This window comes from Mycolicibacterium sp. SMGY-1XX (assembly GCF_059132455.1).
In genome coordinates, this window is sequence record NZ_CP101139.1 from 680,242 (window position 1) to 700,035 (window position 19,794).

Here is a 19,794-nt window from a genome sequence, read left to right on the forward strand (position 1 = left end):
TTTACAGGTGGTGGCGGTAGGAGTCGTAGTCAGCGTCGGGTTCACCCGTCGGCCGGAAATGATCGATGTTGTCGATGCCCAGGCCCCACTCCTCGCGGGGTTTCCACACGGCCTGTACCCGCATGCCCATCCGCACCTCGCTGGCCTCGATCTCGGTGACCAGATGCAGGAACGGGATGTCGGCGCCGTCGAGCAGTACGTAGGCCGCCACATACGGCGGTTTGATGCGCTGCCCGGCGAACGGGATGTTGATGATGGCGAACGTGGTCACGGTGCCCTTGTCGGGCAGTTCGACGAACTGGTCGAGTTCCTTGCCGGTGGCCGGGTCGGCCTCCTTGGGCGGGAAGTACACCTTGCCGCCGTCACCCGACCGCGCGCCCAGCAGCTTGCCCTCCTCGAGGGCCTTCAGGAACCGGGTCTCGGGAAGTGAAGCGGTGTGCTGGATTTCGATGGACGTGGGGGTGACGAGCATGGTCACCGGGTCCTTGTCGGAAGCCTCGCCGTCCGGTTCCGGGGTGTCACCCGGTACGAAGTACGCGATATCGGTGATGGCGCCCACGGTCTCGTCGGCCCAGTGCACGTGCACCCGGTCGCCGGTGCCGACCTTCCCGTCGACCGCGTGCAGCAGCGGAGTGTCCGCGCCGTCGAGTTTGATGAGCGCCCACGCGAAAGGACGGTCCAGCGGTTGGCCCTCCAGCGGGGTCGACTGCCATGTCCACGACAGCACGGTTCCGACACTGGCCACCGGTACGATCTCGGTCAGCTGTTCATAGGTGACGGGGTCGTACTCGGCCGGTGGCACATGCACCCGACCGTCGGATCCGCGGTTGCCCACGATGCGGCGATCGCGTAGTGCGGTGAAGAACTGACCGAGGATCGGACCGACTGAACGGGTGTAGTCGAATGACAGTTTCAACGGTGCGGAAAGCGGCGGCTCATGCTGATCGATCAGCGCCGGGCTGCTCTGGCTGGCGGTCACAGCATCGAGTAGAACAGGTTCTAACAATCGTGGCAAGAAAGGTCCTCCCATGAAACTGGGTCTCCAACTCGGGTACTGGGGTGCGCAGCCGCCCACCAACCACGCGGAGCTCGTCACCGCCGCGGAGGACGCCGGATTCGACACGGTGTTCACGGCCGAGGCGTGGGGCTCGGATGCCTACACACCGCTGTCCTGGTGGGGTTCGTCGACGTCGCGGCTGCGACTGGGCACCTCGGTGGTGCAACTGTCGGCGCGCACCCCCACCGCGTGTGCCATGGCAGCACTGACCCTCGACCACCTCTCCGGCGGCAGGCACATCCTCGGGCTCGGGGTGTCCGGCCCGCAGGTGGTGGAGGGGTGGTACGGCGCGAAGTTCCCGAAGCCGCTGGCGCGCACCCGCGAGTACATCGACATCCTGCGCCAGGTCTGGGCTCGCGAAGCCCCGGTGACCAGTGCGGGCCCGCACTATCCGCTGCCTCTCACGGGCGAAGGCACGTCCGGGTTGGGCAAGCCACTCAAGCCGATCACCCATCCGCTGCGCGCCGACATCCCGGTGATGCTCGGCGCCGAAGGCCCGAAGAACGTGGCGCTGGCGGCCGAGATCTGCGACGGCTGGCTGCCGATCTTCTACACCCCCCGGATGGCCGACACCTACAACTCCTGGCTCGATGAGGGATTCGCCCGCCCGGGCGCGCGCCGGACTCGCGAGACCTTCGAGATCTGCGCGACGGCCCAGGTGGTGGTCACCGATGACCGTCCGGCGGTGTTCGAGATGATCAAGCCGTTCCTGGCGCTCTACATGGGCGGAATGGGGGCCGAAGACACCAACTTCCACGCCGATGTGTACCGCCGCATGGGCTACTCGGAGGTGGTCGACGAGGTGACCGAGCTGTTCCGCAGCAACCGAAAAGACGAAGCGGCCAAGGTGATTCCCGACGAGCTGGTCGATGACGCGGCCATCGTCGGCGATGTCGACCACGTGAAGTCCCAGATCAAGGTCTGGGAAGAGGCCGGCGTCACCATGATGGTGATCGGCGCCCGCTCCGTCGAGCAGATCCAGGAGTTGGCCCAGCTCGTGTAGACACTTCTTGCGATGTGTCTAGAACACGTTCTAGATTGACGGTGTGAGCCAAGCCACCTCTCAGCACACCATCGCCGGCACCGTCCTGACCATGCCGGTCCGCGTGCGGACCGCGCACCAGCACACCGCGATGTTCGCCGTCGACGCTGATGCTGCCCAGCGGATGATCGACTACAGCGGCCTGCAGGTCTGCCGCTTCGGACGGGGCAAGGCGCTCGTGGTGCTGATGCTGATGCGCTACGAAGACACCGACCTGGGCCAGTACTACGAGTACGGCACCAACGTGATGGTGAATCCGCCGGGCTCTACGGCCACCGGTGTGAAGGCGCTGCAGTCGGCGGGTGCCTTCGTGCACCATCTGCCCGTCGATCAGCCGTTCACACTGGAGGCCGGCCGCACCATCTGGGGTTATCCGAAAGTGATGGCGGACTTCACCGTTCGTAACGGGCGTCAGTTCGGCTTCGATGTCAGCATCGACGGCCAACGGGTGGTCAGCATGGAGTTCCGGCCCGGTCTGCCGACACCCGCGGCGCTCACCGGCCGCAAGCAGGTGCATTCGACGTACTCACACCTCGACGGTGTCACCCGCGAAACCGCGGGGGAGATGGTGCTCTCGGGTGTGCGGTACCGGCCCGGTGGTGTCGTCCTCCGACTCGGCGAACATCCCTACGCACGCGAACTGGCATCCCTGGGCTTGCCCAGACGTGCGCTCGTGTCGAGTTCAGCGGCCAACGTCGACATGACTTTCGCTGACGCCCTAGTGATTTCGCACTGAGCACCCACCGACGAGCAGGAGATCATCCATGACGAGCACACTGCCCGGCCTCGACGTCGACCTGGCCGACGGCAACTTCTACGCCGACGGCAACGCGCGTGAGGCCTACCGGTGGATGCGCGCCAACCAGCCGGTGTTCCGCGACCGCAACGGCCTGGCCGCCGCCGCCACGTACCAGGCGGTGCTCGACGCCGAGCGCAATCCGGAGTTGTTCTCCAACACCGGCGGTATCCGGCCGGACCAACCCGGTATGCCCTACATGATCGACATGGACGACCCCGCACATGTGTTGCGGCGCAAGCTCGTCAACTCCGGCTTCACCCGCAAACGCGTGATGGACAAAGTGCCCTCGATCGAGAGGTTGTGCGACACCTTGATCGACGGGGTGTGCGAGCGGGGAGAGGCCGATTTCGTCCGCGACATCGCCGCGCCCCTGCCGATGGCGGTCATCGGCGACATGCTCGGCGTGCTCCCCGAAGAACGCGAGATGCTGCTGAAGTGGTCCGACGACCTGGTGTGCGGGCTGAGTTCCACCGTGGACGAGCAGACCATCATGAAGCTGATGGAGACGTTCGCCGCCTACACGGAATTCACCAAGAACGTCATCACCAAGCGGCGAGCCGAGCCGACCGATGACCTGTTCTCCATCCTGGTCAACGCCGAGGTCGACGGCGAGCGGATGTCCGACGACGAGATCGTCTTCGAGACGCTGTTGATCCTCATCGGTGGCGACGAGACCACGCGGCACACCCTCTCCGGCGGCACCGAACAGCTTCTGCGCCATCAGGACCAGTGGGAGAGTCTGGTGGCCGACCCCGAGCTGCTACCCGGGGCCATCGAGGAGATGCTGCGCTGGACCTCGCCGGTGAAGAACATGTGCCGCACCTTGACGGCCGACACCGAATTCCACGGCACATCGCTGAAGGCCGGCGAGAAGATCATGCTGATGTTCGAGTCCGCGAACTTCGACGAGGCGGTCTTCGGTGATCCGGACAACTTCCGCATCGATCGAAATCCGAACAGCCACGTCGCTTTCGGCTTCGGCTCGCACTTCTGCCTGGGCAATCAGCTGGCCCGCTTGGAGCTGAAGTTGATGCTGGGCAAGGTGCTGCAGCGGCTGCCCGATCTGCGCCTGGCGGATCCCTCTGCATTGCCGTTGCGGCCGGCCAACTTCGTCAGCGGCCTGGAGTCGATGCCGGTGGTCTTCACCCCCAGCGCCCGGGTCAACTAGGGATTTCGGCGCGCTCGTAACCGCTCAGCGGTTACGAGCGCGCCGAAATCGCTACTTCATCTGGAACTTCGGCGCCCGCTTCTCTTTGAACGCCCGCGGGCCTTCTTTGGCGTCGTCGGACAGGAACACCTCGATACCGATCTTGGTGTCGATCTTGAAGGCGTCGTTCTCGTGCAGGCCCTCGGTCTCCCGGATCGAGCGCAGGATGGCCTGCACGGCCAGTGGCCCGTTGTTGTTGATCACCTCGGCGATCTCGAGGGCCTTGTCCAAGGCGGAGCCGTCGGGCACCACGTAGCCGATCAGGCCGTACTCGAGCGCCTCCGCGGCAGTGATGTGGCGTCCGGTCAGCAGCAGATCGCAGGCAATGGTGTACGGGATCTGGCGCACCAGGCGCACCGCGGACCCACCCATCGGATAGAGGCTCCACTTCGCCTCGGAGATGCCGAATTTGGCGCTCTCACCGGCGATGCGGATGTCGGTGCCCTGCAGGATCTCGGTACCGCCCGCGATCGCGGGGCCCTCGACGGCAGCGATCAGTGGTTTCGTCAGGCGGCGCCCCTTGAGCAGACCGTCGATGCGCGACGGGTCATAGCTGCCGTCCTTGAAGGAGTCGCCCGGCGGTTTGGCCGTCGCGGCCTTGAGGTCCATGCCGGCACAGAAGTAGCCGCCGGCGCCGGTGAGGATGCACGTCCGGATCTCCGGGTCGCTGTCGACGCGGTCCCAGGCTTCGACCATTATCGAGAGCATCTCAGTGGAAAGTGCGTTGCGCGCCTGCGGCCGGTTGAGCGTCACGATCAGGGTGTGTCCGCGCTGCTCAACGAGGGCGTCGGGCTCTTTCTGGGGCTCGCTCACAAGGGGCCGCCTTCCTGCATCTTCGCTTGAGACTTGTCTTGAAATGTAACACGTTCTAGTTTGGGTTCCGTGGCCCTGAACATTGCCGATCTCGCCGAGCACGCCATCGACGCTGTGCCTGACCGTGTCGCCCTGATCTCGGGTGACGAGCAGCTGACCTATGCCCAGTTGGAGGACAAGGCCAACCGCCTGGCCCACTATCTCATCGACCAGGGTGTCAAGAAGGACGACAAGGTCGGGCTGTATTGCCGGAACCGGATCGAAATCGTGATCGGGATGCTCGGCATCGTCAAAGCCGGTGCCATCCTGGTGAACATCAACTTCCGCTACGTCGAGGGCGAACTGAAGTACCTGTTCGAGAACTCCGACATGGTGGCGCTGATCCATGAGCGCCGGTACTCCGACCGCGTGGCCAATGTGCTGCCCGAGACGCCGAACGTCAAGACGGTTCTGGTGGTGGAAGACGGCTCCGATGACGATTTCGGCGGATACGGCGGTGTCGAGTTCGAAGCCGCGCTGGCGCAGGGCTCGCCGGAACGCGACTTCGGCCCCCGCAGCGAAGACGACATCTACCTGCTCTACACCGGCGGCACCACCGGCTTCCCGAAGGGCGTGATGTGGCGCCACGAGGACATCTACCGGGTGTTGTTCGGCGGCACCGACTTCGCCACGGGTGAGCCGATCAAAGACGAGTACGACCTGGCCAAGCAGGCCGCCGAGAACAACCCGATGATCCGGTACCCGATTCCGCCGATGATCCACGGCGCCACACAGTCGGCCACCTGGATGGCGCTGTTTTCCGGCCAAACCGTGGTGCTGGCGCCGGAATTCAACGCCGACGAGGTCTGGAAAGCCATTCACGACCACAAGGTGAACCTGCTGTTCTTCACCGGTGACGCGATGGCCCGCCCGCTGCTGGATGCACTCCTGGCCCACCAGGACGCGGGAAACGAATACGATCTGTCATCGCTGTTCCTGCTCGCCAGCACGGCGGCGCTGTTCTCCACCAGCCTCAAAGAGAAGTTCCTCGAACTGCTGCCCAACCGCATCATCACCGACTCCATCGGATCCTCGGAGACCGGTTTCGGCGGCACCAGCGTGGTGGCCAAAGGCCAGTCGCACACCGGTGGTCCGCGCGTCACCATCGACAAGAACACCGTGGTGCTCGACGAGAACGGCAACGAGGTCACACCGGGGTCGGGTGTGCGCGGGGTGATCGCCAAGCGCGGACACATCCCGGTCGGGTATTTCAAGGACGAGAAAAAAACGGCCGAGACGTTCAAGACGTTCAACGGCGTGCGCTATGCCATTCCCGGTGACTACGCCGAGGTCGAGGCCGACGGCACCGTCACGATGCTCGGCCGCGGTTCGGTGTCCATCAATTCCGGTGGCGAGAAGATCTACCCCGAAGAGGTGGAGGCCGCGCTCAAGGGCCATCCGGACGTCTTCGACGCCCTGGTGGTGGGTGTTCCCGACGAACGCTTCGGCCAACATGTCGCCGCCGTGGTGCACCCACGCGAGGGCACCCGCCCGACGCTGGCGGAACTGGATGCCTTCGTGCGCACCGAGATCGCCGGCTACAAGGTGCCGCGCAGCCTGTGGCTGGTCGACGAGATCAAACGCTCACCCGCGGGCAAGCCCGACTACCGCTGGGCCAAGGACACCACCGAGGAACGGCCCGCCGATGACGTCCACGCCAAACACGCGGCAGGAGCAGTGGGAGCATGAAAACCGAACTCTGTGACCGGTTCGGGATCGAGTACCCGATCTTCGTCTTCACCCCGTCGGAGAAGGTGGCCGCCGCGGTCAGCAAGGCCGGGGGGCTGGGCGTGCTGGGCTGCGTGCGCTTCAACGACGCCGATGACCTCGAGAACGTCCTGCAGTGGATGGATGAGAACACCGGCGGCTTGCCCTACGGCGTCGACATCGTGATGCCCGCCAAGGTCCCCACCGAGGGCACCAGCGTCGACATCAACAAACTGATCCCGCAGACGCATCGCGAATTCGTCGACAAGACCCTCGCAGACCTGGGCGTGCCGCCACTGGCCGAGGACGAGGAAAAGTCCGAAGGGGTGCTGGGCTGGCTGCATTCGGTGGCGCGCAGCCACGTCGAGGTGGCGCTCAAACACCCCATCAAGCTCATCGCCAACGCGTTGGGTTCGCCTCCGAAGGACGTCATCGACCAGGCCCACGCGGCCGGGGTTCCGGTGGCGGCGCTGGCCGGGTCGGCCAAACATGCCCGACGACATGTCGACAACGGCGTCGACATCGTCGTCGCCCAAGGCCATGAGGCCGGCGGGCACACCGGTGAAATCGGGTCGATGGTTCTGTGGCCGGAAATCGTCGACGCGGTTGGTGAGAGCGCCGCCGTGCTCGCGGCGGGTGGTATCGGTACCGGTAGGCAGGTGGCCGCCGCGTTGGCGCTCGGTGCCCACGGCGTCTGGATGGGATCGGCGTTCCTGACCGCAGCCGAGTACGACCTGGGGGTGCGCACCGAAGGCGGCACCTCGGTGATCCAGCAGGCACTGCTGGCGGCCGAGTCCAGTGACACCGTGCGGCGCCGGATCTACACCGGCAAGCCTGCCCGGCTGCTCAAGAGCCGGTGGACCGACGCCTGGGACGCCGAGGGCGCCCCGGAGCCGCTGCCGATGCCGCTGCAGAACATCCTGGTCAGCGAGGCCCATCAGCGGATGAGTGAGTCCACCGACCCGACGACCGTCGCGATGCCCGTCGGCCAGATCGTCGGCCGGATGAACGAGATCCGACCGGTCGCCGACATCATCGCTGAGTTGGTCGCCGGTTTCGAGGACGCCACCATGCGGTTGGACGGCATCCGCGGGAACTGATTCGGCGATGTCCTTTCCGATAGTGGCTTCCCCGACGAGGCGAGCCGACTAACATCCCGCGTCGTGGGCATCCAGCAGATGGCGCCCGTCCTGAAGGAGCGCCGCGGTGAGCGACAAACCGAACATTCTCATCATCTGGGGCGATGACATCGGTCAGAGCAATCTGAGCTGCTACAGCAACGGACTGATGGGGTACCGAACACCCAACATCGATCGAATCGCACGCGAGGGTGCGCTGTTCACCGACTATTACGGTGAACAGAGTTGCACCGCAGGGCGAGCCGCTTTCATCACCGGGCAGAACCCGTACCGTACCGGCCTCACCAAGGTGGGAATGCCGGGTGCACCCGTGGGTCTGCAGGCCGAAGACCCGACCATTGCCACGGCGCTGAAGGCCCAGGGCTACGCCACGGGTCAGTTCGGGAAGAACCATCTGGGCGACCGGGACGAATTCCTGCCCACCATGCACGGTTTCGACGAGTTCTTCGGCAACCTGTACCACCTCAACGCCGAAGAGGAGCCGGAGAACGTCGACTACCCGAAGAACCCCAAATTCCGCAAGAAGTTCGGGCCCCGTGGTGTCTTGCACACCTGGGCCAACGGCGACGGCACCCAGCGCATCGAGGACACCGGTCCGCTGACCCGGAAGCGCATGGAGACCTGCGACGACGAATTCCGTGACGCCGCAATCGACTTCATCAAACGACAGCATGAGGCGCAGACGCCGTTCTTCGTGTGGTTCAACTCCACGCACATGCACTTCCGCACCCACCCCAAGCCGGAGAGTATCGGGCGCGCGGGCGAAGGCCAGTCCGAGTACCACGACACCATGCTCGACCATGACGATATCGTCGGCGACCTGCTGAACACCCTGGATGAGCTGGGTATAGCCGACGACACCATCGTCATGTACTCCACCGACAACGGACCCCACATGAACAGCTGGCCCGACGCCGGCATGACGCCGTTTCGCAATGAGAAGAACTCCAACTGGGAAGGTGCCTACCGAGTTCCGGCCCTGGTGCGCTGGCCGGGGCGCATCCCCGCAGCCTCAGTGCTCAATGGGATCGTCAGTCACAACGACTGGTTCGTGACGCTGCTGGCCGCGGCCGGCGACGTTGACATCGCCGAGCGGTTGAAGAAGGGGACCGACCTCGGGGGAACCACCTACAAGGTGCACCTCGACGGGCACAACCAGCTGGACTACATCACCGGCGCGGTCGACAAGAGCCCACGCAGGCACTTCTTCTACGTGTCCGACGACGGTGATCTGACCGGGCTTCGGTACGACAACTGGAAGATCGTGTTCCTGGAACAGAGGGCCACCGGCACCCTGAGGATCTGGCTCGAGCCGTACACCGAACTTCGAGCGCCGAAACTGTTCAACCTGCGTACCGATCCCTACGAACGTGCCGACATCACGTCCAACACCTACTTCGATTGGGTGCTCGACCGGGTCTTCGTCTTCACACCGGCACAGGTCTACGTCAGTCAGATGCTGCAGACACTCGTCGAGTTCCCGCAGCGACAGAAGTCGGCCAGTTTCAACCTGCAACAGGTGATGGCCAAACTGCAGGCGGGTATCCCGGACTCCTGAGGCGGTCAGTCCGGCAGTAGATCGAATTCGGTTGACGCCGAAGTGATCCCGTTGACCCGGATATCGACTGCGTGTGCGCCGGGGTAGTACCTGCGGGTGGTGATCGGCCGGAACGAATGCACCTTCGTCACCGTCACCGCTTCGCCGGGGGCCAGGGTCCTGGTCGTCAGCTTGAAGACCTTCGCCACCTGGGCCCCGTTGGCCTTGCGATGGTGGACGGCGTAGTCGATGGCCAGCCGGGCGGATTCCTCGCCGTCGTTGCGAACAGTGGCCCGCAGTTCGACGTCCGCGCCGAACGGCACCCGGGACCGGCTCAGTACGGGTCCGTCGATGGTCACTGTCGCCGCACCAAAGCCCAAGAGCCGCAGAGCCTTCGGTTCGCCGCGCTTGACCAGGGTGCGTAAAGCGTGACGCACCAAGGCCGGTGTGTTGTCATCCGGTGCCGCAAGCCAGCGGGCCGCGGTGTCGACCACCAGATCAGTGTGATCGCGGCTCAGATCGTTGAGGTGGTTGGCCACCGAACGGCGGACCGCGGTGTCGGGATCGCGGTACAGCGCATCGAGCACGGGCACCATGACACCCGGTGCGCTGAGTATCTGCGGGACCCTGGTGGCCCACGGCAGATACGGGCGGGTGCCCTCGGAGGCGAGGCGACGGACGGCGGGGTCGGACGACGCGGTCCACTTGACGACGATGGGCAGCGCCCGGTCGACGTCATGGCGCAGCAGTGGGCGGATGGCGAACTCCGCGGTCAGCAGGCCCGTCAGCTCGGCCAGCAACCCCATGGCGTCATCGAAGGCGGCTGCGCTGGCATCGGACACGGCGCGCTCGGCGACGGCCGTGGTGACCGGCCAGACCATCCAGCCGGTCAACGACGGCGCGCAGGCGCGCACCGCCGCGGCCAACGCAGCGAAGTCGCCGGGAACATCGTTGAGTAGGGCATCGCGGAGCAGGTCGGAGCGGGCCCGCAACGGCAACGGTGCCAGGGCGGTGCTCGCTGCGCGCAGGCTCGCCGCAGCGGTGCCGGTGGCCTGTTCCACGGCGCCGGCCAACGCGACCGCCGTCGCCTCGTTGATGAGCTCTTCGGCCAAGGGCATGGCGCGATGGTAGCGACGGGCTGTGACAGCGCGCCGGTATGTTGGCTCCCGTGAACGGAGCCCAGGCCCTGCTGACCACTCTCGTCGACGGCGGTGTCGGGGTCTGCTTCGCCAATCCCGGCACATCGGAGATGCACTTCGTGGCGGCGCTGGATTCGGTGACCGAGATGCGGGCGGTGTTGGCGCTGTTCGAGGGGGTGGCGTCCGGGGCCGCCGACGGGTACGCCCGGATCGCCGAACAGCCGGCTGTGGTGCTGCTGCATCTCGGGCCTGGGCTGGGCAATGCGATCGCCAACCTGCACAATGCGCGCCGTGCCAAGGTCCCGCTCGTGGTGGTGGTCGGTGACCATGCGTTGACCCACAAGGACTATGACGCGCCGCTGGAATCGGATATCGAGGCGCTGGCGAGCAATGTGTCCGGCTGGGTGAAACGATGCACCAGTCCGGATACGGTCTCCCGCGACGCGGCCGAGGCGGTCGCGGCCGCGCGCAACGGGCAGGTCGCCACGCTGATCCTGCCCGCGGACGTGTCCTGGACCGGCGGTGCGGCAGTGACCGCGCGCGGTGCGCTCACCTCCGTCGAATCCGTCGACGCCGACGCGGTGGCCACGGCCGCGCACGTGCTGCGCTCCGGTGCCCCGACTGTGCTGTTCACCGGAGGTGACGCCAACCGGCTGCCCGGACTTTCCGCGGCGGCGCGTGTTGCATCCGCGTCCGGAGCACGGTGGCTGTGCGAGACGTTTCCCACCCGCTTGGAGCGCGGGGCCGGCATCCCGCCCGTCGAGCGCCTGGCTTATTTCGCCGAGGCGGCCGAAGCTCAGCTGGCAGGTGCGCAGCATCTGATCCTCGCCGGCGCCAGTTCCCCGGTGTCGTTCTTCGCCTACCCCGGCAGGCGAAGTGACCTCGTGCCCGACGGCTGCCATGTGCACGTGCTGGCAGGCCACGCCGGCGCGGCTGCGGCGTTGTCGGCGCTGGCCGACGAGATCGCGGCGGACGTGGAACCGCCGGTGGCCGCATCAACTCGTCCCGCCGCCCCCACCGGCGAGCTGAACGCGATGAAGGTGGCCGAGGCCGTCGGCGCGCTGCTCCCCGAGAACGCGATCATCGTCGACGAGGCCAACACCGGGGGAGTCGGACTGCCCGCCGCCACCGCCGGCGCGCCCGCACACGACGTGCTGACCCTGACCGGTGGCGCTATCGGGTACGGATTGCCCGCGGCGATCGGCGCCGCGATCGCCGCTCCGGACCGCCCGGTGCTCTCGCTGCAAGCCGACGGCTCGGCCATGTACACCGCAACGGCGTTGTGGACCCAAGCCCGGGAGAACCTGAACATCACCACCGTGGTCTACAACAACGGGGTCTACGACATCCTTCGGGTCGAACTGCAACGTGTCGGCGCCGAGGCTGCGGACGCCCCGGGACCCAAAGCGCGCGACCTGCTCGACATCAGCCGTCCCACACTGGATTTCGTGTCGATCGCCCAGGGCATGGGGGTCCCGGCGCAACGGGTCACCACCGGCGAGGAACTCGTCGCCGCTCTGCAGAAGGCATTCGACGAGCCCGGACCGCATCTGATCGAGGCAATGGTTCCGTCCCTGCTGGGCTGACGACGGGTTGTCCGATTTGTTCACGACGGCGGCGTCTGGCCTGCCTAGCGTGGAGTCCATGAGCATTCAACCGACATCAGTGGTGTTCGAGATCGTCACCGGCGACCTGCAGCGGGCGTTGGAGTTCTACCGGCTGCTCGGCCTCGACGTGCCCGCCGCCGACGGGCCACACGTCGAGGTGGCGCTGCCCGGCGGCAACAAACTGGCCTTCGACACCGAAGAGGTGATCGCCGGTATGCATCCGGGGTGGACGGCCCCGGAGTCGGCGGGACGGGTGGCGCTGGCCTTCGGGGTGGCCACTCCGGAGGAGGTGGACACACTGTTCACGACGCTGACCGCCGCCGGGCACGCCGGCATGTTGAAGCCGTTCGACGCGCCGTGGGGTCAGCGCTACGCGACGGTCGAGGACCCGGACGGTACGTCCGTGGATCTGTTCGCCGCATTGGCGAGCTGACCCAGCGGTACTCCCGCCAGATCGCGTACGTCCCGGTGGAGGTGCGGTTGGTCGGCATAACCCGCGCGTGCCGCCGCGTCCGCGGCCGGCACACCCGCACGCACCATGGTCAACGCCCGGCGGAACCGCAGAACGCGCCGCAGTGTCGCCGGGGGATAGCCGTACACCGCGCCACATTGCCGTTGCAGGTTGCGGGCCGAGTAACCGGCGTCCTCGGCCACGGCGCGCACCGGGGTCCCAGCGGCCAGCCGCGCGGTGACCTCACGAAGCAGAGCCAGGGACCAGGGCGAGGTGGTCGTGGACGTCTCCGAATCCAACAGCCGCAGTGCGGCCGTCAGCGGAGGCGCCCCGGACAACTCGGGTCGCAGGTCCCGCAGCGGGACCCGTCGGTCACGCAGGTCGGCGGCCGGCACCGCGAGCAGCCGGGGGAGTGCCCCCGGCCGGAACCGGATACCTGCCGCGGCTTCGTCTTGCCGACTCAGGTGCGCAGTGGTGTCGGGCCCGGCGACCACCACTTCACCGTCGAGCGTGATGAGATCCATACAGCCGTCCGGCAGCACCCGTGCGCGCCGGGCACCGTCCGAAACCCAGATGCATTCAGCCAGCTCGCGCAGCGGTGCCGGTGGTGGCAGCTCGCGATAACTCACACTTCGACATTAACCCGCTTCGCGAGGTTGTCCTGAACCTCCTGCTGCCAGATGTCATAGGCGTGGGTGGTGTCGACCTCCTGCTCGAACCGATCGGTCATCTCGGCGGTGACGTCGGCGGCATCCACATAGAACTGCTCGTACCAGCGGCGGTGCTGATACACCGCGCCGTCCTCTTCGGTGAGCAACGGGTTGTCGATGCGGGTCTTGTTCTTCCAGATCGCGACGTCCTCGAGGAACCCGTCCCCGAACGACCGGTTCATCGCGGCGGCCAGTTTGGCCGCCTTGTCCGCGGGCAGCCCCGGCATCGCCTGCACGGACACGCCCCACTGGAGCGTGAACGAGTTGTGCGTCACCGGGTAGTGGCAATTGATCAAGGCGACCTCTACGGTGAATCCAGGGCCCAGGTCGTTGTGCAGCCAGTTGATCATGTAGGCCGGCCCGAAGTAGGTCGCCTCGGAGCGCAGATATGTTCCCTCCCAGAGCTTGTCGGGGTCTGCGGTGTAGTCGGGCCGCGGTTTGGACTCCATGAACTGACTGGCGGTGTGGCCATCGATGACGTTCTTGAAGTATGTCGGGTAGGCGTGATGGATGTAGAAGAAGTGCGCCATGTCGACGTTGTTGTCGACGATCTCGCGGCAGTGCGCACCCTCGATGAGCACCGAACTCCACTGCCACGGCGACCACCGGCCCTCGTCGTACCCCTCGATGGTGGGAGGAGTCAGTTCCGGTGCGGGAGTCGAGCCTTCGGGGTCGTGCCACATCAGTAGCTGACCGTTGACCTCGGTGGTGGGCCAGCTGCGGGTGCGCGCCAGCCGGGGTGTGCGCTTGGCGTACGGCACCAGCTTGCACTTGCCGTCACCACCCCAACGCCAGTCATGGAACGGGCAGGCCACCTCATCGCCCTTGACCGAGCCGTGGGCGAGGTCACCGCCCATGTGCCTGCAGTAGCCGTCGAGCACCTGCAACGCGCCGGTGCTATCGGCGAACACCACGAGGCGGGTTCCGAAAGCGTCTATGCCGTGCGGCTTTCCATCGCGGAAGTCCTCGGCCAGACCCAGGCAGTGCCAGCCTCGTGCGAAGCGCGTCATCGCCGCGCCCGTGTCGATCTCGCGGATATCAGTCATCGCCCGAACCCTTCTGACATGTCGAGCACGGCCACGTGGCTGAAGACCATGCTGGTACCTATCGGATTTCCGCCGCCCGGGTAGGTGGTCCCACTCGGCGCTGCCATGGTGTTGCCGGCCGCATACAGCCCGCGGATGACGGTGCCTGTCGTGTCCAGCACCCGTCCTACGTCGTCGGTTCTCAGACCACCTTTGGTGCCCAGATCCGAGAGCCCGAACGCCGCCGCATGAAACGGGGCCTTGGTGATCGGGTGAAGCGGTGAGGCCCCGCCCGAGAAGACACGGTCATACGGTTCGTCACCGCGGCCGAAATCGCGGTCCACACCTTGGGCGACGAACTGGTTGAACCGGTCGACGGTCTGCACCAGATTGGCCGGCGGTACCCCTATCCGGGTGGCGAGCTCGTCGAGACTGTGCGCGGTGTGCCACAACCCGGCAGCGACGTACTGCTCAGGGGCGACCATGGACACGTTGGTGGCCTTCACCGGGGGCACAACACCTTCGGTGTCGTCGTAGATCATCCAGTACGGCAGGGTCACCGATCCGTCGGCCATCGCCGCAACCACGGCGCGGCCCAGTCGGTCGTAGGCAAGCGATTCGTTGACGAACCGGCGCCCGTTGTCGTCGACGAAGATGCCGCCGGTGAACCACAGCGCAAAAGCGGAGCGACCATCAGGGTGGGTGAGCCCGGGCGACCACCAGGCTTGTTCCATCAGATCGACATCCGCGCCCGCCGCGATTGCCGCCAGATGCGCCGAGCCGCGATTCCCCCACGGCCCCATGGTGTCCCGTGACGAACCCGGCACCCCGTACTGTGCGCGCATCGCCTCGTTGTGTTCGAAACCGCCCGCGGCCAGCAGTACCCCGCGGCGGGCGTGGATCGCGCGACGTTCCCCGCCGGAGTCCACCACCGCACCGACCACCGCACCGTCGTCGACCACCAACTCGACCAACTCGGTGTTCAGCCGTGCCGAACTGTTCGGAAATCGGCGCGCTGCCGCCAGGAATCGTGCGATGAGGGCGCGTCCCCCGACGTAGTAGTCCTCCGGTACGGCGGCTCCCAGTCGGTCGGTGTCCAGCGGTCCACGCACCAACTCGCGAAGATCGGGGGCGACCGAGACCCGCAGCGCCTTTGCGGCGATGTGCCGCATACCGTCGGCCCGAGCTTTGGGGGCCGCGCCGAAGTAGTCAGGCCAGGGCAGCACCTGGAACTTCAACAGCTCATCGGTCTCGAGGTAGTCGATCAGGCGGGCGCCCCCACGGACGTAGGCCTCCTGCAGGGCGCGTGGGGTCCGGTCACCGACGACCGCCGTGTAGTACTCGAGCGCGTCGTCGATGGTGTCGTCGCTGCCGGCTCTCTGTAACACCGCGTTGGCGGGAAACCACATACCGCCGCCGCCGGAGTATGCCGTTGTGCCACCGTACTTCTCGGTCGCTTCGAGCAATGTCACCTCGAGGCCTTCACGGGCCGCCGTGTAGGCGCCGGTCACACCGCCGGCGCCGGAGCCGGCCACCAGGACATCGCAGTGCTCGTGCCAGTCGGCCATCTCAGACCGGCGCCCGGCGGCTGGGACGGCTGATCGTGTGCACCGCGTCGGCGCAGTCCAGACCTTCTGCCGACAGCTGCCGTTTGAGGATCTTGAAGGTCTCGGTGCGGGGCAGGCGTTGGGCGATCCGGATGTAGGACGGCCACTGCTTGGGCCCGAGGTCGCTCTGGCTGGACAGGAACGTGTGGAAGTCCTCGACGTCGAACGGGGCATCAGCAGACAGCACCAGCGCCGCCATCACCTGATCACCCACGTCCGGGTCGGGTATGGGGTACACGGCGGCTTCGACGACGCCGGGGTAGCGCGCCAGAATCCGCTCGATGGGCGCTGTGCCCAGGTTCTCGCCGTCGACGCGCATCCAATCACCAAGGCGGCCTGCGAAATACGCGAACCCCGCCTCGTCGCGGTAGGCCAGGTCGCCGCTGTGGTAGATCCCCCCGGCCATGCGCTGCGCCTCGGCGTCGGGATCGTTGTAGTAGCCCATGAACTGTCCCGCACCGGTGAGGTTCACCAGTTCACCCACGACACCCGGCGGGCAGGGTTCACCGGTGTCGACGTCGACGATCGACACTCCGTTGGCCAACGGCCCCAAGGCGCCGTCCGGGGTGTCGGGGGTCCGGGCGATCGCCACTCCGCCCTCGCTGGAGCCGAACCCGTCGACCACCTGCACACCGAAACGCCGCGCGAACCGGTCGAGGTCACGCGGGGCGCCCTCGTTGCCGTAGGCGACACGCAACGGGTTGTCGGCGTCGTCGTCACGAGGTTCCGTGGCCAGGATGTACGACAGCGGTTTACCCACATAGTTGGCGTAGGTGGCGCCGAAGCGGCGCACGTCGGGCAAGAACTGTGATGCCGAAAAGCGGCGCCGCAACGCGATCGAGGCGCCCGCCGCCACCGCGGGGCCCCAGCCGGCCATGATCGCGTTCGAATGGAAGAGGGGCATCGACAGATAGCAGGTGTCCTGCGGCCCCAGCCCGAACCGTTCGGCCAACATCACTCCGGGGAACGCCACCTTGGCGTGGGTGCAGCGCACCGCCTTGGGGTCGCCGCTGGTGCCGGAGGTGAAGATCAGCATGAACAAGTCGTCGGGATCAACCGCCGGGAAGGTGACCGGCGCTCCCCGGTGTGAAGCCAATTCCGCGTTCCACGAATCGGATTCGACATCCAGGGCTTGGATACCGGGTTGCGCGCTGGCGTGGTCGGCCAGCACGAACTGGCAGTCGGCGTGGTCGATATCGCGTTGTAGGGCCGCCCCGCGCCGAGTGGGATTCAGCCCCACCGGCACCAGCCCGCCGAGGGCCGCCGCCACCAGGACCGTGCAGAAGAACGGTGTATTGCCCAGCAACACACCGATATGAGGAGGTTTCCCGGGGTCGAGCCTGGCCCGTAACGCCGCGGCCAGGTCGGCGCCGGCCTGGATGTGCTCGCGCCAGGAGACGAAGGAGACGGTGTCTGCCGCGATGGCGGACACACCCCGGTCCTCCACACCCGCCAGCGGTGCCAGCAGGCCGGTGACGGTAGGGCCTCGAGTGGACTCGGTCATCGCCTAGACGGGAGTGTCGGCCAGTTCGCGGCCGATCGCCAACAGTGCGCCGGTGGCGCTGCCGAGAGCGAATTCTGTTTGTTTGGCCGCCAGGAAGTACCGATGCACCGGGTGGTCCATGTCGATGCCCACGCCCCCGTGTACGTGAACAGTGGTGTGCGCAACACGGTGTCCCGCTTCGGCAGCCCAGAACGCGGCCGAACGGACATCGATCTCGGCGGGCAGATCCTCCGACAGCCGCCACGCCGCCTGGGTCAGCGTCAGGCGCAGCCCCTTGATGTCGATGTATCCGTCGGCCAACCTCGAGGACACCGCCTGGAAACTGCCGATCGGGCGGTCGAACTGCTCACGCTCGCGGGCGTAGGAAGCGGTCAGTTCGAGCGCCCGTTCGAGGACGCCGAGCTGGAAGGCGCTGCGTCCCAGCAGTGCCCCGGTGCGCAACCAGTCCAGCACCTCCTGATCGCCTACCAACCTGTCCGCACCCAGCTCGACACCGTTGAGTTCGAGATGTCCGACGCTGCCCAGGCCCGTGGTCTCCAGCGAGGTGACGGTGACCCCGGGATCGTCGGCGGCCACCAGGAAAACCGCTGTACCGGAGCCGGTTTCGGCCGGAACCAGAAAGGCGTCGGCCACCGGGCCGTAGGCCACCTGGGTGCGGGCGCCGGTCAGGCGATACCCGTTGTCGGTGACCGCCGCCTGCACCGGGCCTTCACCCATGTCACCGTCGGGAGCGATGGTCAGCACCTTCTGGCCCTGGACCGCCGGCGCCGCCCACTGCTGGTGAAGCGCCTCGGTTCCGAACTTCGCCAACGCTCCCGCGGCCAGGACCACCGACTCCAGATAGGGGACGGCGGCGACCTGCCTGCCGAGCGCCACCAGCACGGCCACCTGCTCGAGCACTCCGAACCCGCCGCCGCCCAGGTCTTCCGGGGCCGCCGTGGACAGGATGTCCGCGTCGATCAACTTGCGCCACAACTCCTTGTCGAACCGTTGCTCCAGTCCATCGAGTTCACGCTGATGTTCGGGGGTGCACACCGATTCGGTGATGGTGCGGGCCAGTCCACCCAGGTCGTCGGCGGCTTCCGTGGTCGAGAAATCCATGCGAGCTCCTCCTACCGGTTCACTCGGGGCAGGCCGAGAGCGACCATGCCGATGATGTCGCGCTGGATCTCGTTGGTGCCACCGCCGAACGTCAGGATCAACGCCGAGCGGTGCATGCGCTCGATGCGCCCGCGCAGCAGCGCACCGGGTGATCCCGCGCGCAGTGTCGCCGAGGTGCCGAGCACCTCCATCAACAGCCGGTAGGCCTCGGTGGCGAGTTCGGTGCCGTACACCTTGGCGGCCGAGGCGTCGGCCGGTGACGGTGCGGAATCGGAGGCTGACGCCAGCTCCCAGTTGATGAGTTTGAGCACCTCGGCCTTGGCATGCACCCGGGCCAGGTTGAGCTGCACCCACTCGGAGTCGATGAGCCGTTTGCCGTGGATGTCCTTGGTGTTCTGCGCCCACTCGCGCACGCCGCTCAGCGCCACGTAGATCGGCTGCGCCGAGACCAGCGCCACCCGTTCGTGGTTGAGCTGGTTGGTGACGAGTTTCCAGCCGGCGTTCTCCTCGCCGACAAGTGCGGACTTGGGTACGCGCACGTCCTGGTAGTAGGTGGCACTGGTGTCGACACCGGACATGGTGTGCACCGGCGTCCAGGAGAAACCTTCGGCGGTGGTCGGGACGATGAGCATCGAGATACCCCGGTGCTTCTTGGCCTCCGGGTTGGTCCGGACGGCCAGCCATACGTAGTCGGCGTACGCGATCAACGACGTCCACATCTTCTGGCCGTTGATGACGTAGTCGTCGCCATCGGCGACGGCGGTGGTGCGCAGCGACGCGAGGTCGGTGCCCGCGCCGGGCTCGGAGTAACCGATCGAGAAGTGCAACTCTCCGGCGGCGATCTTGGGGAGGAAGAACTTCTTCTGCTCTTCGGTGCCGAAGTGCATGATCGTCGGCGCCACACTGTTGATGGTCAGGAAGGGCACCGGGACTCCGGAGATGGCGGCCTCGTCGTTGAAGATCAGGCTCTCCATCGGCGTGCGTTCCTGGCCGCCGTATTCCTTGGGCCAGTTCAGCGTGAGCCAGCCGTCCTTGCCCATCTGCGCGACGGTTTCGCGGTAGACGTTGCCGCGCCCCATCTCCCCGTCGTTGGAGGCCAGCGCCTCGGCCCGCTCCGGAGTCATGAGCGCGGTGAAGTACGCCCGCAATTCGCGGCGCAATTCCTCCTGCTCGGGGGTGTAGCCGATGCGCATGGCCCACTTCCTCACTGGTCGAGTACGTCTGCTTCCGGGCTCCGGTTTATCATCCTCGTTGTAACACGTTCTAGTCTTGGGGTCCAGGTTGGCTTCGCCGGTCTGGCGCCCGGTTGG

17 protein-coding genes are annotated in these 19,794 nt (G+C 66.4%); 8 read left to right on the top strand and 9 right to left on the bottom strand.

Features of this window, described 5'->3' with window-relative positions; all coding sequences use genetic code 11:
- Position 1: 1 nt before the first annotated feature.
- On the bottom strand, positions 2–979 hold the full coding sequence (locus NL241_RS03290) for a Zn-ribbon domain-containing OB-fold protein (protein WP_494396759.1): 978 nt from the start codon (positions 977–979) through the stop codon (positions 2–4).
- A gap of 49 nt (positions 980–1,028) precedes the next feature.
- On the opposite strand from NL241_RS03290, the gene NL241_RS03295 reads away from it, so the two are divergent.
- The 3 genes from NL241_RS03295 (at position 1,029) to NL241_RS03305 (ending at position 4,066) form a co-directional block, all read left to right on the top strand.
- Positions 1,029–2,060 (top strand): LLM class F420-dependent oxidoreductase, encoded by a 1,032-nt coding sequence (locus tag NL241_RS03295; protein ID WP_494396760.1) that lies wholly within the window; start codon positions 1,029–1,031, stop codon positions 2,058–2,060.
- 91 nt (positions 2,061–2,151) lie between these two features.
- Positions 2,152–2,835, top strand: coding sequence for an acetoacetate decarboxylase family protein (locus NL241_RS03300; RefSeq protein ID WP_494398234.1), 684 nt, complete (start codon positions 2,152–2,154; stop codon positions 2,833–2,835).
- Positions 2,836–2,863: 28 nt separating this feature from the next.
- Positions 2,864–4,066 (top strand): cytochrome P450, encoded by a 1,203-nt coding sequence (locus NL241_RS03305; RefSeq protein ID WP_487694211.1) that lies wholly within the window; start codon positions 2,864–2,866, stop codon positions 4,064–4,066.
- Positions 4,067–4,117: 51 nt separating this feature from the next.
- Here NL241_RS03305 and NL241_RS03310 read toward each other — a convergent pair whose 3' ends face one another.
- The gene (locus tag NL241_RS03310) at positions 4,118–4,918 is read right to left on the bottom strand and encodes a crotonase/enoyl-CoA hydratase family protein (RefSeq protein ID WP_487694212.1); all 801 of its coding nucleotides are present in this window, start codon (positions 4,916–4,918) and stop codon (positions 4,118–4,120) included.
- A 69-nt stretch (positions 4,919–4,987) separates the two neighbouring features.
- Between NL241_RS03310 and NL241_RS03315 the strand changes: the two genes are divergently transcribed.
- The 3 genes from NL241_RS03315 to NL241_RS03325 all read left to right on the top strand — a co-directional run bounded on the left by NL241_RS03315 (position 4,988) and on the right by NL241_RS03325 (position 9,361).
- Positions 4,988–6,646 (top strand): medium/long-chain-fatty-acid--CoA/3-oxocholest-4-en-26-oate--CoA ligase, encoded by a 1,659-nt coding sequence (locus tag NL241_RS03315; RefSeq protein WP_494396761.1) that lies wholly within the window; start codon positions 4,988–4,990, stop codon positions 6,644–6,646.
- A complete protein-coding gene (locus NL241_RS03320) occupies positions 6,643–7,764 on the top strand; it encodes an NAD(P)H-dependent flavin oxidoreductase (protein ID WP_494396762.1) in 1,122 nt (373 codons plus the stop codon). The genes NL241_RS03315 and NL241_RS03320 overlap by 4 nt, the downstream gene beginning before the upstream one ends.
- A 106-nt stretch (positions 7,765–7,870) precedes the next feature.
- Positions 7,871–9,361, top strand: a complete 1,491-nt coding sequence (locus NL241_RS03325; RefSeq protein WP_494396763.1) for an arylsulfatase — start codon at positions 7,871–7,873, stop codon at positions 9,359–9,361.
- A gap of 5 nt (positions 9,362–9,366) precedes the next feature.
- Here the strand turns inward: NL241_RS03325 and NL241_RS03330 are convergent, their stop codons facing one another.
- A complete protein-coding gene (locus tag NL241_RS03330; protein ID WP_494396764.1) occupies positions 9,367–10,458 on the bottom strand; it encodes a DNA alkylation repair protein in 1,092 nt (363 codons plus the stop codon).
- A 50-nt stretch (positions 10,459–10,508) separates the two neighbouring features.
- Between NL241_RS03330 and NL241_RS03335 the strand changes: the two genes are divergently transcribed.
- Together NL241_RS03335 and NL241_RS03340 are read left to right on the top strand one after the other, a co-directional pair.
- Positions 10,509–12,065 (top strand): acetolactate synthase large subunit, encoded by a 1,557-nt coding sequence (locus NL241_RS03335; RefSeq protein ID WP_494396765.1) that lies wholly within the window; start codon positions 10,509–10,511, stop codon positions 12,063–12,065.
- A gap of 58 nt (positions 12,066–12,123) precedes the next feature.
- Positions 12,124–12,519: a VOC family protein gene (locus NL241_RS03340; RefSeq protein ID WP_487694218.1), complete on the top strand. Its 396-nt coding sequence runs from the start codon at positions 12,124–12,126 to the stop codon at positions 12,517–12,519.
- Here NL241_RS03340 and NL241_RS03345 read toward each other — a convergent pair.
- From NL241_RS03345 to NL241_RS03370, 6 genes are read right to left on the bottom strand one after another with little or no spacing between them, the layout of a single operon-like run.
- Positions 12,456–13,166 carry a DUF6597 domain-containing transcriptional factor gene (locus tag NL241_RS03345; protein ID WP_494396766.1) on the bottom strand — a complete coding sequence of 237 codons (711 nt, stop codon included), beginning with the start codon at positions 13,164–13,166 and terminating at the stop codon, positions 12,456–12,458. The two genes, NL241_RS03340 and NL241_RS03345, sit on opposite strands and share 64 nt — an antisense overlap.
- Positions 13,163–14,293 (bottom strand): 3-ketosteroid-9-alpha-monooxygenase, oxygenase component, encoded by a 1,131-nt coding sequence (locus NL241_RS03350; protein ID WP_487694221.1) that lies wholly within the window; start codon positions 14,291–14,293, stop codon positions 13,163–13,165. The genes NL241_RS03345 and NL241_RS03350 overlap by 4 nt, the downstream gene beginning before the upstream one ends.
- Positions 14,290–15,840, bottom strand: a complete 1,551-nt coding sequence (locus NL241_RS03355; RefSeq protein ID WP_494396767.1) for an FAD-binding protein — start codon at positions 15,838–15,840, stop codon at positions 14,290–14,292. Before NL241_RS03355 ends, NL241_RS03350 begins: the two co-directional genes overlap by 4 nt.
- Before the next feature lies 1 nt (position 15,841).
- Positions 15,842–17,383: a long-chain-fatty-acid--CoA ligase FadD17 gene (gene fadD17 / locus NL241_RS03360; protein WP_494396768.1), complete on the bottom strand. Its 1,542-nt coding sequence runs from the start codon at positions 17,381–17,383 to the stop codon at positions 15,842–15,844.
- Positions 17,384–17,386: 3 nt separating this feature from the next.
- Positions 17,387–18,484 (bottom strand): acyl-CoA dehydrogenase family protein, encoded by a 1,098-nt coding sequence (locus NL241_RS03365; protein WP_494396769.1) that lies wholly within the window; start codon positions 18,482–18,484, stop codon positions 17,387–17,389.
- 11 nt (positions 18,485–18,495) lie between these two features.
- Complete coding sequence (locus NL241_RS03370) at positions 18,496–19,677, bottom strand: acyl-CoA dehydrogenase family protein (protein WP_487694226.1); 1,182 nt, start codon at positions 19,675–19,677, stop codon at positions 18,496–18,498.
- Positions 19,678–19,794 lie beyond the last annotated feature (117 nt).

Bases quoted from the DNA above. Each gene is read 5' to 3' on its own strand.
- NL241_RS03305 (WP_487694211.1), top strand. From the start codon at position 2,864: ATGACGAGCACACTGCCCGGCCTCGACGTCGACCTGGCCGACGGCAAC.
- NL241_RS03300 (WP_494398234.1), top strand. From the start codon at position 2,152: ATGCCGGTCCGCGTGCGGACCGCGCACCAGCACACCGCGATGTTCGCC.
- NL241_RS03340 (WP_487694218.1), top strand. From the start codon at position 12,124: ATGAGCATTCAACCGACATCAGTGGTGTTCGAGATCGTCACCGGCGAC.
- NL241_RS03295 (WP_494396760.1), top strand. From the start codon at position 1,029: ATGAAACTGGGTCTCCAACTCGGGTACTGGGGTGCGCAGCCGCCCACC.
- fadD17 (WP_494396768.1), bottom strand. From the start codon at position 17,383: ATGACCGAGTCCACTCGAGGCCCTACCGTCACCGGCCTGCTGGCACCG.
- NL241_RS03370 (WP_487694226.1), bottom strand. From the start codon at position 19,677: ATGCGCATCGGCTACACCCCCGAGCAGGAGGAATTGCGCCGCGAATTG.
- NL241_RS03365 (WP_494396769.1), bottom strand. From the start codon at position 18,484: ATGGATTTCTCGACCACGGAAGCCGCCGACGACCTGGGTGGACTGGCC.
- NL241_RS03350 (WP_487694221.1), bottom strand. From the start codon at position 14,293: ATGACTGATATCCGCGAGATCGACACGGGCGCGGCGATGACGCGCTTC.
- NL241_RS03320 (WP_494396762.1), top strand. From the start codon at position 6,643: ATGAAAACCGAACTCTGTGACCGGTTCGGGATCGAGTACCCGATCTTC.
- NL241_RS03355 (WP_494396767.1), bottom strand. From the start codon at position 15,840: ATGGCCGACTGGCACGAGCACTGCGATGTCCTGGTGGCCGGCTCCGGC.
- NL241_RS03330 (WP_494396764.1), bottom strand. From the start codon at position 10,458: ATGCCCTTGGCCGAAGAGCTCATCAACGAGGCGACGGCGGTCGCGTTG.